We start from the raw sequence: 13,896 nt of genomic DNA on the forward strand, positions 1-13,896 counted from the left end.
TTGTTTGGTATTACCCATAAAGGAATAAAGGGGTGAAACAGGATATAACCCACTTCTCAAATAAATGATTCGATAGATTATATTAACAACCGAATGAAATAAATTTTGTATTTTTGACGGACTTTTTCGAAAAAATAAAAACATTAATATATGAACATCTCGTACAACTGGTTAAAAGATTATCTTGACTTCGATTTATCCCCTCAGGAAACTGCCGATGCCCTGACATCTCTCGGTCTCGAAACCGGCGGTGTAGAAGAAGTAGAAACAGTAAAAGGAGGTCTCGAAGGCCTAGTGATAGGTGAAGTACTCACTTGTGTAGATCATCCCGACTCAGACCACCTGCACATCACAACGGTAAACGTTGGAGAAAGTGAGCCGCTGCAAATAGTGTGCGGAGCTGCAAATGTTGCCGCAGGACAAAAAGTGGTGGTTGCCTTGGTAGGAACAAAACTATATTCGGGCGATGAGTCTTTTACGATAAAGAGATCTAAAATCAGAGGTGTGGAGTCGCTTGGTATGATATGCGCCGAAGACGAGATAGGAATAGGTACAAGCCATGCGGGAATCATCGTATTGCCTGCGGATGCTAAGGTAGGTACTCCGGCAAAAGAACATTACAACATACAGAGCGAATATATTCTCGAAGTAGATATTACGCCAAACCGTATAGACGGTGCTTCACACTTTGGAGTTGCCCGTGATTTGGCTGCATATCTGAAACAAAACAAACTAAAAGGGTCACTGAAAAGTCCATCAGTTGAAAGCTTTCAACTGGATGAACCAAACGGCGGTGTACCTGTAAAAGTAGAAAATACGGAAGCCTGCCCACGTTATGCAGGTGTAACAATAAAAGGCGTAAAAGTTACCGAAAGTCCTGAGTGGCTTAAGAACAGGCTTACTTCTGTAGGCTTGCGCCCAATCAATAATGTAGTAGATGTTACCAACTATGTACTGCAAGAACTGGGACATCCATTGCACGCATTCGATGTAGCTCATATCTCGGGAGGAACAGTAATTGTAAAAACCTTACCGGAAGGAACTAAGTTCGTTACCCTAGATGAAGTAGAACGTACACTTAGCGAGAGAGACCTGATGATATGCAACGACAAAGAAGGGATGTGTATCGGTGGAGTATTTGGCGGATTAGATTCGGGAGTTACAGAAAATACTACCGATGTTTTCCTCGAATGTGCATACTTCAACCCTACATGGATACGCAAATCGGCACGTCGTCATGGACTAAATACCGATGCTTCATTCCACTTCGAACGTGGCTGTGATCCAAACGATACGATTTATGTATTGAAACGTGCTGCGTTGTTGATACAAGAACTTGCGGGTGGAAAGATAGTAGGACCGATACAAGATATATATCCTAACCCTGTAGCAAAACCTACAGTAGAGCTGTTGTACGATAAAGTAAATAGCCTGATAGGAAAGGTTATCGAAAAAGATACTGTAAAATCTATCCTCGAAAGTTTAGAGATTACAATAGAGAAAGAAACAGAAGATACGCTTAGCCTATCTGTCCCTACCTACAGAGTAGATGTATTGCGTGATGTAGATGTGATCGAAGATATATTACGTGTCTACGGATATAACAACATAGAAATAGGCGACAGCCTGAAGTCAAACCTTTCGTACGAAACACCTACGGATAAAAGTTATGACTTACAAAACCTGATCTCCGAGCAATTGACAGGTAGCGGATTTAAAGAAATAATGAATAACTCGCTAACAAAAGAAGCCTATTATTCAGACTCTCAATTATACCCTGTTATTAACAGCGTACGAGTTATCAATCCGCTCAGCAACGACCTTAATGTGATGCGTCAAACGTTGATTTACGGAGGTTTGGAAAGCATTGCATACAACCGTAATCATCAGAACCCTGACATCAAATTCTATGAGTTCGGGAACTGCTATTTGTATGATGCTTCTAAAAAAGTGGAGGGTGAAACTTTAAAAGAATACAACGAAGAGTTTCATCTTGGCTTGTGGCTTAGTGGAAACAATATAAGCAATAGCTGGGCAGCAGGCGATGAAAAGACATCTGTATATCAACTAAAAGCCTATGTTGAAAATATATTAGCCCGTTTGGGTATCGCTCCCAACAGGTATGAATACGTACAGACATCGAACGAAATATTTACAGCAGCTTTAGACATACAAGCCAAGGGGAAAGGTAAATCGCTCGGTGTATTGGGTATCGTTAACAAGAAAGTGCTGAAATCGCAAGACATTAATGCCGAAGTGTTCTATGCCGAACTAAACTGGGACAGCCTGATGAAAGAGATCAAGAAACACAGCATTACATACACGGAAATATCAAAATTCCCGGCTGTAAAACGTGACCTTGCTTTGCTATTAGATAAGAATATCCTATTCGATCAGATAGAGAAGATAGCATACAAAGCCGAACGCAAGTTATTGAAGAACGTTTCTTTGTTTGACGTATACGAGGGCAAAAATTTACCCGAAGGCAAAAAGTCTTATGCAGTAAACTTTGTCATTCAGGACGATGAAAAAACGCTGAATGACAAACAGATTGATGCCATCATGCAAAAGATACAAAAATCTTTAGAAAGCGAGTTAGGTGCACAGTTGAGATAAATATCAAACTAAAATAGATGAAATAGGCTGCTTTGTAAAGCAGCCTATTTTTTTAATAATAATGAACGATATCTATTACCTCCGATCGTGACATTGCTCCGGGATTTATACCAAGCTCACCCTCGGGTACAGGAAGATTCAGCTTATCGAAATACTCTTTCCAACCATCTGTTATTTCATCCGAACCGGGAGATTTGAATGTCATAACATTAAGAGGAAAAATCGCAGTCCCGTTATTTGCTCTTAATAATACCTCATAGATGAATTCGGAACAATAATATTGATCGTTATTCATCACAAAGCCGTCGTCATATTCTTTCCCTACCAGCGTAAATCCTTCTTGTATTGCCCGGGGTATACAACATTGATATTCTGCCTTTAACCTCCCCACAACAGATACAGGATAACAGCCTTTATTATTTTCGGGATAGAGATATTCATGCAAGGGAGTAATAGCAACTCTGGGATGAGTAGCTTCGATTACATAGATGCTGTCATTTTCATCGATATAGACCATACCCACATGGGTGAAATGATATTGATCGATACTCGATGTTACTTCCTTTATTGCTTTGCCCATATCTCCCGAACAAGACTCCTGAAAAATAAGGTCTCCCGCTTGCAGCTTAAAGTTATCGGCTGAAATATGAAATGGCAGCAATAGAAATAAAATAAGAACAATTGTTTTCATATTATTGAGGTATGTAAAAGAACTGTCTGTTGTCATAAGAGATGTTTCACTCTGTTCAGTATAACAAAAACACTGTCTCTATGACAACAGACAATCCCAATTAATTCTATCTAAAAGTATAACTAATACCACCCATCAACCAAAAACCCGGTTGAGGAATATTCCCTCTATCAAAATAATGAGTATTGTACAGATTATTCATACTCAAATTCAACTGTAGGTCATTATACTTGTAGTTAAGCTTTAGGTCGAGAGTAGAGAATGACGGATAATGCTCATTACCAACCTTCACCAGATTTTCATACTTTTCATAAAATCCCATCCGTTTTTGAAAACGGAAATACCAGCCTGCCGAAAATCCTTTATAAATTTGATGATGAAACTGAGCTGTAAACTTATCCCGCAAATAATTCAAGCTATACAATGATATCATATTTTGCGCATAGCTGGTCTGGTGCATACGTGCATAGTCAAGAGATACGGAAGACTGCTCCCCTAATACAGGGAACACATCTGCCAATCGGAACTTTACTCCCATTTCAACGCCTTTTGTATCTACTTTTGTAAGATTCCACGATGCCCATTTTGTATCATTCGCATTCACCTTTACCCAGTCTATCATATCTCGTCCCCAGAGAAGAAAGCCTGTGAAATATGCAGAGAAAAACGATTTATTGTATTTGAAGTTAAGATCGAGAGACTCTGACTTCTCAGGTTTCAATCCGCTGTTTCCGTTGTGGGTTTCTGTTGTATAATAAAGATCAGTAAAAGTAGGCATCCGTGTCGATTTGCTCCACGATGACGATATGTTAAAATCTTCTACAGGGCGATATGTAGCGCTCACCGAGGGGTAAAATCTATATTTACCACTCAACAAAGTGTTGTGATTCATCAAAACGCCTGCAGACAGCACAACTTTTTCGATAGTTAAAGTATGCTCGAATGCCACACTCGCATTGGTGCGGTCATCATACATTTTATATTTCCGGTGAGGTTCTACCATCGGTTTACCTAATACCGAACTCATTATATCTTCTTTTCGCAACTCACCGCCCAAGCTGGTAATCCCCAATCGAGATTCATAGCTAAAGATAAGATTCGCTCCATAGGTGTCATTCCGGTGATAGTTGCGCCCCTTGTCGGTATCCTTGATCAGGTCAAACTGATCGTGATGCCTATCCCAATATACAATGGGAATTATTTTGAGTTTAGAACCAAACTCTCCTTTCAGAGACCCCATATATGTGCTTGTACGCTCATACTGATTGGGATATTTCGCCGAATAGAAAGTATTAGCTCCATATTTTTTATCGTTATAACCTAATTGCAAGTCAATTTTAGATTCGTTTAGTCTGAAACGTGTTTGCCACAACACATTATACAGATCATAGTCGCTATTGGCTATATAACCCGCAGAAGAGTTGTAGCCTACCGACAAACTATTTGTTGTTATTCCTGCTTTTGCCACACCACGGACTTCCATGCCACGCAACTTGTGCATGCCCGACTCTACACTGGCATAAGCTTTATAATCCGCACTTTTCTTTGTAATAATATTGATTCCCCCCGAAAAAGCACTGGCTCCGTATATTAGGGCTGATGGGCCGTGAATGATTTCGATACGTTCGATGTCGGAAAGATTGATTGGAATATCGAAACTGTAATGTCCTGTGTGGGGATTGGAGAGATTTACTCCGTTGAGAAGTACTGCGTTTTGATCGAATGTGCCACCTCTGATTGAGATATCGGCTTGTACACCATGTCCGCCTCGTTGAATCACATCTATGTTAGCGGCGTAAACTAACAAGTCTTGAATACTCCGGACGGGCGCCTGCTCTATTTGCTCTTTAGTGATTACTGTTACCAGCTTAGCTGTTTGGTTGATCGGCATCTCTACCCGCGATGCCGTCACCATCACTTCATCGAGCTCTTTCTCCATCACTTTTTGTTGTTGCTCGTTACTTGTAGTTTGTGCAGATGCGAGCGATACATGAAGACATGTAAGTGCACATCCTGTCACAACCCCAATGTTAACAAGCCTGTGCATACTGTTGAATGCACTGTAGGCTTTCCGCAAAAATCTTTTAAAGCGATAAGCCTGCTGTTTGTTTACTTGTTTTTGATTCATTTTGTTTAGTTAATTAATAATAAAAATGTCGCTGCAAAAGTAAAGAAATTCTGCACAACTTCACCTATATATATCAGCTAGAATTATAGAAGCAACAGTCTACAGCTTAAACAATTTAGAGCAAATAAACTTAAGCATCAAACACTTAGAGAAAGGAATAGTCAAGAAAAAAAATGTTTTAAAAATCCTTGAAATCAAACCACATTCTAAATAAAGAGCGAGCTTGATAGATAGTGTTCAAAAAAAATAAACAACTAATAATAAAACACCTCCATTCACATTGTATTCATTAGATACTCAAACTTCCACAGCTCAGGAGAGGTTCTGTAATTGATAATTTTTATGCGATACAACTTTCAAATAAAATATTTCTATTATATTTACTGTTTTGAACTAGCATAAAATACGAAGGAAACAAAATAAATAATGAACAATACCATTATTTTCTACAGAATTAAGAGTTTATTATTCCAACCAAAAGTATCTTAATAAATACATAAAAATGAAGAAATCATACGAACAGTTCATTGCTCGTCAAGAGCTCTTGAAGAAACAATATGACGACACATATTACCAAAAACAACATCAGCGAGGCAAACTAACTGCACGCGAACGCATCCTTCTTCTATTCGACGAAGATACATTTGAAGAAACAGATGCTTACGCCCCTCCTGCTACGTCCTCATTCGGAAAATCAGTAAAAGCTTTTGGAGACGGAGTGATTACAGGATTCGGAAAAGTTAACGGGCGTTTGGTGTATGCATATTCACAAGACTTTAATGTACTTGGAGGTTCTCTTGGAGCAACCCATGCCGCCAAAATAGCAAAAATACAGGACATGGCGCTCAAAACAGGTTCGCCAATGGTGGGACTTATCGACTCGGGAGGCGCGCGTATACAGGAAGGTATCAGCAGCTTGGATGGATATGCAAGTATATTCAAAAGAAATGTGCTTTCCTCTGGCGTTATACCTCAAATATCAGTAATAATGGGACCTGCTGCCGGAGGCGCAGTATACTCCCCTGCCCTCACCGATTTTATATTCATGACTGCCGACACAAGCTATATGTTTGTTACAGGCCCTAACGTGGTGAAAGAAGTACTCAACGAAACAGTATCCACCGAAGATTTGGGTGGAGCCTCGGTACACGCTTCAAAATCGGGAGTAGCGGACTTTGTATATAGCGACGACGAAAATACAATATTGGGCGTCAAGAAATTGCTATCCTACCTCCCATCAAATAATATGGAGAATCCACCGCTCACCGAACCGGCAGAAGCGGCAACACGGGATGATGAGCAACTCCGAAACATTGTTCCCGAAGATCCGGACAAGCCTTACGATGTAAAAGAAGTAGTGAGATTGATCGTAGACAATGGAGACTTTTTGGAAATATCGGAGAACCATGCGGCGAATATATTTACAGCTTTTGCCCGTATCGATGGTCGTGTAGTAGGAATAGTAGCCAACCAGCCCAAAGTAATGGCAGGAACACTGGATACACACTCTTCGGTAAAAGGAGCTCGTTTCATCAATATTTGCGATGCTTTCAATATACCAATTGTAACGCTGGTGGATGTTCCGGGATTCCTTCCGGGAACCGATCAGGAACATGAAGGCATTATCCGTCACGGAGCAAAGCTTTTGTATGCATATACATTTGCCAATGTACCTAAAATAACAATTATCCTCCGAAAAGCTTACGGTGGGGCATATATAGTAATGAACAGCAAAGGAATCGGAGGCGACTTTAGTTTTGCATGGCCAACTGCCGAAATTGCAGTAATGGGACCCGACGGAGCTATTGCTATTCTCTTCCGCAAGGAATTGAACGAAGCGGAAGATCCGGCTCTACTGAAAAAAGAACTTACCGACAAATATCGAGAAGAGGTTACAAATCCGTATATAGCAGACGAAAAAGGATATATAGATGAAGTGATAGACCCTGCTGTAACCAAACAAAAGATTGCTTCGAGCCTTAAAGCCCTTGAACGCAAAATTGAGTTACGTCCTAAGCGTAAGCATGGTAATCTACCTTTGTAATACTTAAAATTGTATCTGATGAAAAATAAAAATAAGATAAAATCAATTCTTATTGCCAACCGTGGAGAGATCGCTATCCGAATAGCGCAGACCGCCAAGAAAATGGGCATAGAATCTGTAGGTATACGCACAGTAAAAGAACCTGATGCATATTATCTGACTCAGGTAGACCGTATCGTCAATTTTCCGGATAGGGAGATAAACGAAACGCCTGAATTTTTGGATATAGAATGCCTGGTGCTATTAGCTAAAAGAAACAAAATAGACGCTATCCATCCCGGATACGGCTATCTATCCGAAAATGCAGAGTTTGCGACCCGCTGTACAGAGGAAGGAATTATTTTTATAGGGCCTTCGCCACGTATCATACAGAATATGGGTGACAAGATCACTGCAAAAAATATCGCAGCCAAAGGCAATGTTCCCATGCTAGGGGGTAGCAACGGTAGCGTCAGCACACTGGACGAAGCTATCGAAATTTCAAAATCGATTGGTTTCCCTGTAATCATAAAAGCTTCTGCCGGAGGTGGAGGGCGAGGTATGCGTATTGTACGCAAACAATCAGACCTCAAACAAATGTACCTGTCCGCTTCGTCCGAAGCACTGGCTGCATTCAGCAACCCATCTGTATTTATTGAGAAGTATCTGGAGAATCCGAAACATATTGAAATACAAATAGTAGCCGACACCCATGGGAATATTATCCATCTGGGAGAAAGAGAATGTTCGGTACAACGCAAACATCAGAAGTTGCTCGAAGAAGCCCCTTCTCCGGCTCTGGACGATGAGCTGCGGAAAAAGATGACTGATGCTGCTGTTTCTCTTGCAAGAGAAGCTAAATACATCAGTTTGGGAACAGTGGAATTCTTACTTGATAAGGACAAAAACTTCTACTTCATGGAGATGAACACTCGTGTGCAGGTAGAACACCCTGTAACCGAAATGATAACAGGATTAGATCTTATAGAATTGCAAATACGAATTGCCAACGGAGAAAAACTCCCGATTACGCAAGACGATGTAAAACTCAACGGATGGGCTATCGAATGCCGTATCAATGCAGAAGATGTGCAAGCTAATTTCTCACCATGTACAGGTATCATCAAAGCAATGAGTTTGCCAAAAGGGAGCAACACCAGAATAGATAAAGGCGTAGTAGTGGGCTCTGAGGTTACTCCTTTCTTCGACTCTATGATTGCCAAATTGATTATTCACGGAAAGGATCGGGATACCGCCATTGCAAGAACAATCAAGGCTCTCAATAAATTCCATATAAAAGGAATAAAGACAACGATACCATTCGACAAAGCTGTACTGCATAACAAAACATTCCAAAAAGGTGATTACAATACATCTTTCATCGAAAAGCAATTAGACTCACTCGTATATCGCGAGAAAGATGAAGACCTGTTTGCAGCACTGTTCTCTGCCAATCAGTTTAAGAAACAAAACGAGGCACTTACAGAGAAGAAAGAAGAAACAGACCCTTGGGCTATGAGAAACAGGATTAATAATATGTAATACATCGATTATGAAAAATAAACAACATAAACCAATCATAGCTTTAGATAAGAATTCGAACAAAACATTTGATTTCCTTATCGATGAAAATGGAAAATATACACACAATTCTAAAGAGCTGGACTTCAAAATAGAAACCACGCCTGATGGTTTTACCGCAATGACAGTGAATGGGCTTACCTATCCTGTAGAAGTAATAGCCCAGCACCAGAATGAATATGAATTGCAGGTGAATGGTGTCAGTTATGTATTTTCGATTGAGTCTCCTTTTTCGTTGGAGCGTAAGAAGCTATTGGCCAACTTACTAAGCGAATCTACTACGATACGGCTAAAAGCTCCTATGCCGGGTAAAATACTCGATGTTTTGGTGAAGGCCGGCGATACGGTAAAGGTAGGCGATACTCTTTTGATTTTGGAGGCCATGAAGATGCAAAATGCGATCTTGGCAAGCACCAAAGGTATCATAAAAAAAGTATTGGTAAAGAAAGGCGATACCACTAGCAAAAGTGATTTGTTGATAGAATTGGAGAAAGAAGTGTAATAAAAAGGCGATACCCGTTTCTAGCATCAGCAACAATAAATTGTATTTCCCCAACTTAATATCTTTTACGATATGTAGTATATAAAATAACCTGCTTCGGCGGGTTATTTCCTTTTTATGGGTTAAATTTGTACTCAAACAATCTATAAATGTCCAAAATATGAAAAAAACACTTTTAGGGATTATCCTCCTTTGTTTATGCTCTTTTATTTTTGCCCAAACTCTTAATGTAGCCACGTACAATATCAGAAATGATAATCAAGGTGATGCCAACAAAGGCAACGGATGGGCAACCCGATGTCCTGTTATTGCCAACCTTATAGCCTATAACGATTTCGACATCTGGGGTTCACAAGAAGTAAAACACAATCAGCTGATAGACTTGCTCGATGCATTGCCACAATACAGCTATGTAGGTGTAGGTAGGGACGACGGGAAAACCGAAGGCGAGTATGCTCCCATCTTTTTCAAAAAAGATAAATACAAAGTATTAAAGTCCGGACATTTCTGGATGGCAGAAAAAACGGATGAGCCAAACAAGGGCTGGGATGCTGCACTTCCCCGCATTTGTACATGGGTACAACTGAAAGAAACAAAAGGCAAGCTTAAGTTCTGGTTCTTCAACCTACATATGGATCATGTAGGAGTAATAGCCCGTGAAGAAAGTGCGAAGCTGGTACTGGCTAAGATAAAAGAAATGTGCGGCAATGATCCTGTTATCTTAACCGGCGACTTCAATGTAGATCAAACACACAAAAGCTATACATTGCTAAGCACATCGGGAATCCTTACCGACTCATACGACCGTGCAGCAGTGAGATATGCACTGAACGGAACATTCAATGCATTCAAACCCGATCTGCTGACAAGTAGCCGTATCGATCATATTTTTGTAAGCCCAAGCATGTCAGTAGAACGCTATGGTGTATTAACCGATACCTATCGTACCCCAAGAGATGGTGAAAGCAACATCAAAACGGGCGATTTTCCGAAGGAATATTCCTTCGATGGGTGCGACATACGTTTGCCTTCAGACCATTTTCCGGTGTCTGTAAAACTCATATACAAGAAAAAGTAGGAATAAACCGCTATATTTCAATTTTTAATGTTAATCTCTAGTTGTTCAGTTAATAATTTTGTACTTTTGCAGCGCCAAAGAGAAGGTGTTAAAAATCAACTTTATACAATTTATTTAATCATACTTTTAGAAAAGACATGGCTTTAAAATTTATGACTGCTGATGAGGCAGCCGCACTTATCAAACACAATGACAATGTAGGATTTAGCGGATTTACTGCCGCAGGATGTCCTAAGGTAGTACCAGTAGCGTTAGCTAAAAGAGCTGAAGCAGAACATGCAAAAGGGAATCCATTCCAGATAGGGATGTTTACCGGAGCATCTACAGGCGATTCTATCGACGGATCACTGGCTCGTGCTCATGCAGTTAAATTCCGTACACCGTACCAGTCTAGTAAAGATATGCGAAATGCTATAAACAGCGGGGAGGTTAAATATTTTGATATGCACCTTTCTCAGCTTGCTCAGGAAATACGTTATGGCTTTTTTGGACAAGTGGATTTTGCTATTATCGAAGCGTGTGACATTACCGAAGACGGTGAAATAGTACCAACATGCGGTGTAGGAATCACTCCTACTGTAGCTCGCCTTGCTAAAACTGTAATTGTAGAGCTTAACAGATGGCATCCGAAAGAAATGCGTGGTATGCACGATATTGCAGAATTGCCAAACCCTCCACACCGTAGAGAGATCGGGGTATATTCTGTAAAAGACCGTATGGGTACCGACTGCGTAAAAGTAGATCCTAGCAAAATAATCGTTGTAGAAACAAATACACCGAACGAAGGTGGTGGCTTTAGCCCTGTAGACGAAATAACAGCAAAAATTGGAGAAAACGTTGCTAACTTTTTCGTTAAAGAAATGGCTGAAGGCCGTATGCCTAAGACATTCCTTCCTGTTCAGTCGGGTGTAGGTAACATTGCAAATGCGGTATTGGCTGCAATGGGTCAAAGCAAAGAAATACCTGATTTTGAGGTTTACACAGAGGTTATTCAAGATGCAGTAATCAGCTTGATGGAAAGCGGACGTGTAAAATTTGCGAGTGGATGTTCGTTAACAGTAAGTAACCCTGTTATCGAAAAGATCTACAAGAATCTGGAATTCTTCAAAGAAAGACTTGTACTTCGTCCTTCTGAGTTTTCTAACAACCCGGGTATTGTGCGTCGCTTAGGTATTATCGCTATCAATACAGCTCTGGAAGCTGATATATATGGTAATATCAACTCTACTCACGTTACAGGCTCTAAAATGATGAATGGTATTGGTGGTTCGGGAGACTTTACCCGTAGTGCTTATGTATCTGTATTTGTAACTCCATCAGTAGCTAAAGATGGAAAAATCAGTGCATTTGTTCCTATGGTATCACATCAGGATCATAGCGAGCACTCTGTTAAAATCATTATCAGTGAATATGGAATTGCAGACCTTCGCGGTAAATGCCCTAAAGAAAGAGCAGAAGCGATTATCGAAAACTGTGTTCATCCCGAATATCGTCCTTTGCTAAGAGAATATCTTGCTCGCAGCGAACAGGGACAAACTCCTGTTGACTTATATGATGGTTTTGCTTTCCACGAAGCATTTATGGAAACCGGCGATATGCGCAACGTGAAATGGACTAAAGAAAAGAAAGCTTAATCTCGATAGATTAAAGATTAAGTATTACAATATTGTAAAAGATCCTGTACTCATAGCTGAGTACAGGATTTTCTATTTAGAACCATACAAGGTGTCCGTTTATGAACACAACAAGGCTTCCACAAATAAACTTAATATCTTAATATACTGCACATTAAAAATAATGGCACAGTAATTGACTTTATAGTAGTAAAATAAAATGTTTTACTATAAAGCGTACAATTATGAAAACAATAAAATTAATCGCAGTAACAATCGTCTCATTTCTATCTATCGGAATATGTGCACAGAACAAAGTTGAGGTAACATTAAAAGAAAGACAACCACAAGAGAAAGAATGTGTAATATATAAGAATAATGAGACTGCCTCTAAAATTGTATATGAATATGATTGCAATGGATACAGAACAAAACGCACATCTTATGAATGGGATAAGACTCTTGGGTGGATAGCCCTATCATTATACAAATTCGAGTATAACACCAACGACCAGATAGATCACATTTATTATACAGAATGGAACGATAGAAAAGGAAAATGGAATGATAATAGTGATATGATAACATATAAATATGATGCGGATGGCAATCTGGCAGCCATAGAACGAACAAAAGTAGACGGTAAACCCTTAGAGTTGGTATCATTATATTAAGGGAGTGTTTGTAAGAAAATCCTGATTTGCTAGAAACAAGTCAGGATTTTTACATTTCTTATAATCTAGCTTTTATTTTAACCTTTTAAAATTAAGGTTTTATTATCTATCTCCTATCTTTGTTATTCAATAATAGAAAAGTATTCAATGGAACACGTAAAAAAACCAGATTGGTTAAAAATAAAACTTGGGGGAAATAATAATTTTTCACAAACCAAACATATAGTAGAATCACATAACCTACATACAATTTGCTCGAGCGGAAGATGTCCTAATATGGGAGAATGCTGGGGACGAGGAACGGCCACGTTCATGATCGGGGGCGATATATGTACTCGGTCATGTAAGTTTTGTAACACAAAAACCGGAAAGCCTCTGGCATTGAATCCAAAAGAGCCGCAAAATGTAGCGGAATCCATCCGATTGATGAATCTGAAACATGCCGTTATTACATCCGTAGACAGAGATGATCTACCTGATCAGGGTGCTATGCACTGGGTGGAAACAATCACGAAGGTGAAGGAAGTAAACCCGAATACAACTCTAGAGGTTCTGATCCCCGATTTCCGAGGTAATACCGAGTTGATTGATATGGTTTGCAAAGCTGCTCCGAATGTTATCTCTCATAACATGGAAACAGTACGAAGCCTGACACCACAGGTGAGAAGCGCTGCTAAATATGATGTAAGCCTATCTGTGTTGAAGCGAATTGCAGAAAACGGATTAAAAGCAAAATCGGGTATGATGGTTGGACTTGGAGAAACAAGGGAAGAAATCTATCAGCTGATGGACGATCTTTTGGAGGCAAACTGCTCTGTTCTTACTATCGGACAATATCTTCAACCAAGCAAAAAACATTTGCCTGTAGTAGAGTATATTCACCCGGATGAGTTTAAGAGATTGAAGAGTATTGCTTTGGAGAAAGGATTTTATTATGTAGAAAGCGGTCCGCTCGTGCGATCTTCTTATCACGCCGAAAATTGCCTGTAA

General features: G+C 39.8%; 10 protein-coding genes. 8 read left to right on the forward strand and 2 right to left on the reverse strand.

Features of this window, described 5'->3' with window-relative positions; translation table 11 throughout:
• The first annotated feature begins 150 nt into the window (after window positions 1–150).
• Window positions 151–2,616 carry a phenylalanine--tRNA ligase subunit beta gene (pheT, locus tag HMPREF9456_RS08335; RefSeq protein ID WP_006843058.1) on the forward strand — a complete coding sequence of 822 codons (2,466 nt, stop codon included), beginning with the start codon at window positions 151–153 and terminating at the stop codon, window positions 2,614–2,616.
• Between the two features lie 52 nt (window positions 2,617–2,668).
• On the opposite strand, the gene HMPREF9456_RS08340 is transcribed toward pheT, so the two are convergent.
• Window positions 2,669–3,307 carry a YiiX/YebB-like N1pC/P60 family cysteine hydrolase gene (locus HMPREF9456_RS08340; protein WP_245531007.1) on the reverse strand — a complete coding sequence of 213 codons (639 nt, stop codon included), beginning with the start codon at window positions 3,305–3,307 and terminating at the stop codon, window positions 2,669–2,671.
• Between the two features lie 106 nt (window positions 3,308–3,413).
• The gene (locus tag HMPREF9456_RS08345) at window positions 3,414–5,435 is read right to left on the reverse strand and encodes a TonB-dependent receptor plug domain-containing protein (RefSeq protein WP_006843060.1); all 2,022 of its coding nucleotides are present in this window, start codon (window positions 5,433–5,435) and stop codon (window positions 3,414–3,416) included.
• A 502-nt stretch (window positions 5,436–5,937) separates the two neighbouring features.
• Here HMPREF9456_RS08345 and HMPREF9456_RS08350 point away from each other — a divergent pair.
• From HMPREF9456_RS08350 to lipA, 7 genes are all read left to right on the forward strand, one after another.
• A complete protein-coding gene (locus HMPREF9456_RS08350; RefSeq protein WP_006843061.1) occupies window positions 5,938–7,479 on the forward strand; it encodes an acyl-CoA carboxylase subunit beta in 1,542 nt (513 codons plus the stop codon).
• A gap of 18 nt (window positions 7,480–7,497) precedes the next feature.
• Window positions 7,498–9,000: an acetyl-CoA carboxylase biotin carboxylase subunit gene (locus HMPREF9456_RS08355; RefSeq protein ID WP_006843062.1), complete on the forward strand. Its 1,503-nt coding sequence runs from the start codon at window positions 7,498–7,500 to the stop codon at window positions 8,998–9,000.
• A 10-nt stretch (window positions 9,001–9,010) separates the two neighbouring features.
• Window positions 9,011–9,541 (forward strand): acyl-CoA carboxylase biotin carboxyl carrier protein subunit, encoded by a 531-nt coding sequence (locus tag HMPREF9456_RS08360; RefSeq protein ID WP_006843063.1) that lies wholly within the window; start codon window positions 9,011–9,013, stop codon window positions 9,539–9,541.
• Window positions 9,542–9,701: 160 nt separating this feature from the next.
• Entirely contained in the window at window positions 9,702–10,619 is a 918-nt protein-coding gene (locus tag HMPREF9456_RS08365) for an endonuclease/exonuclease/phosphatase family protein (RefSeq protein ID WP_006843064.1), read from the forward strand.
• 137 nt (window positions 10,620–10,756) lie between these two features.
• Window positions 10,757–12,253: a butyryl-CoA:acetate CoA transferase gene (locus HMPREF9456_RS08370; RefSeq protein ID WP_018074874.1), complete on the forward strand. Its 1,497-nt coding sequence runs from the start codon at window positions 10,757–10,759 to the stop codon at window positions 12,251–12,253.
• A 224-nt stretch (window positions 12,254–12,477) separates the two neighbouring features.
• Window positions 12,478–12,906, forward strand: a complete 429-nt coding sequence (locus HMPREF9456_RS08375; protein ID WP_006843066.1) for a DUF3836 domain-containing protein — start codon at window positions 12,478–12,480, stop codon at window positions 12,904–12,906.
• A 147-nt stretch (window positions 12,907–13,053) separates the two neighbouring features.
• On the forward strand, window positions 13,054–13,896 hold the full coding sequence (gene lipA / locus HMPREF9456_RS08380) for a lipoyl synthase (protein ID WP_006843067.1): 843 nt from the start codon (window positions 13,054–13,056) through the stop codon (window positions 13,894–13,896).

It is taken from the genome of Dysgonomonas mossii DSM 22836 (genome assembly GCF_000213575.1).
GTDB classification, from domain to species: domain Bacteria; phylum Bacteroidota; class Bacteroidia; order Bacteroidales; family Dysgonomonadaceae; genus Dysgonomonas; species Dysgonomonas mossii.

Coding starts and splice junctions, on each gene's coding strand:
- pheT (WP_006843058.1), top strand. CDS start 151: ATGAACATCTCGTACAACTGGTTAAAAGATTATCTTGACTTCGATTTA.
- HMPREF9456_RS08340 (WP_245531007.1), bottom strand. CDS start 3,307: ATGAAAACAATTGTTCTTATTTTATTTCTATTGCTGCCATTTCATATT.
- HMPREF9456_RS08345 (WP_006843060.1), bottom strand. CDS start 5,435: ATGAATCAAAAACAAGTAAACAAACAGCAGGCTTATCGCTTTAAAAGA.
- HMPREF9456_RS08350 (WP_006843061.1), top strand. CDS start 5,938: ATGAAGAAATCATACGAACAGTTCATTGCTCGTCAAGAGCTCTTGAAG.
- HMPREF9456_RS08355 (WP_006843062.1), top strand. CDS start 7,498: ATGAAAAATAAAAATAAGATAAAATCAATTCTTATTGCCAACCGTGGA.
- HMPREF9456_RS08360 (WP_006843063.1), top strand. CDS start 9,011: ATGAAAAATAAACAACATAAACCAATCATAGCTTTAGATAAGAATTCG.
- HMPREF9456_RS08365 (WP_006843064.1), top strand. CDS start 9,702: ATGAAAAAAACACTTTTAGGGATTATCCTCCTTTGTTTATGCTCTTTT.
- HMPREF9456_RS08370 (WP_018074874.1), top strand. CDS start 10,757: ATGGCTTTAAAATTTATGACTGCTGATGAGGCAGCCGCACTTATCAAA.
- HMPREF9456_RS08375 (WP_006843066.1), top strand. CDS start 12,478: ATGAAAACAATAAAATTAATCGCAGTAACAATCGTCTCATTTCTATCT.
- lipA (WP_006843067.1), top strand. CDS start 13,054: ATGGAACACGTAAAAAAACCAGATTGGTTAAAAATAAAACTTGGGGGA.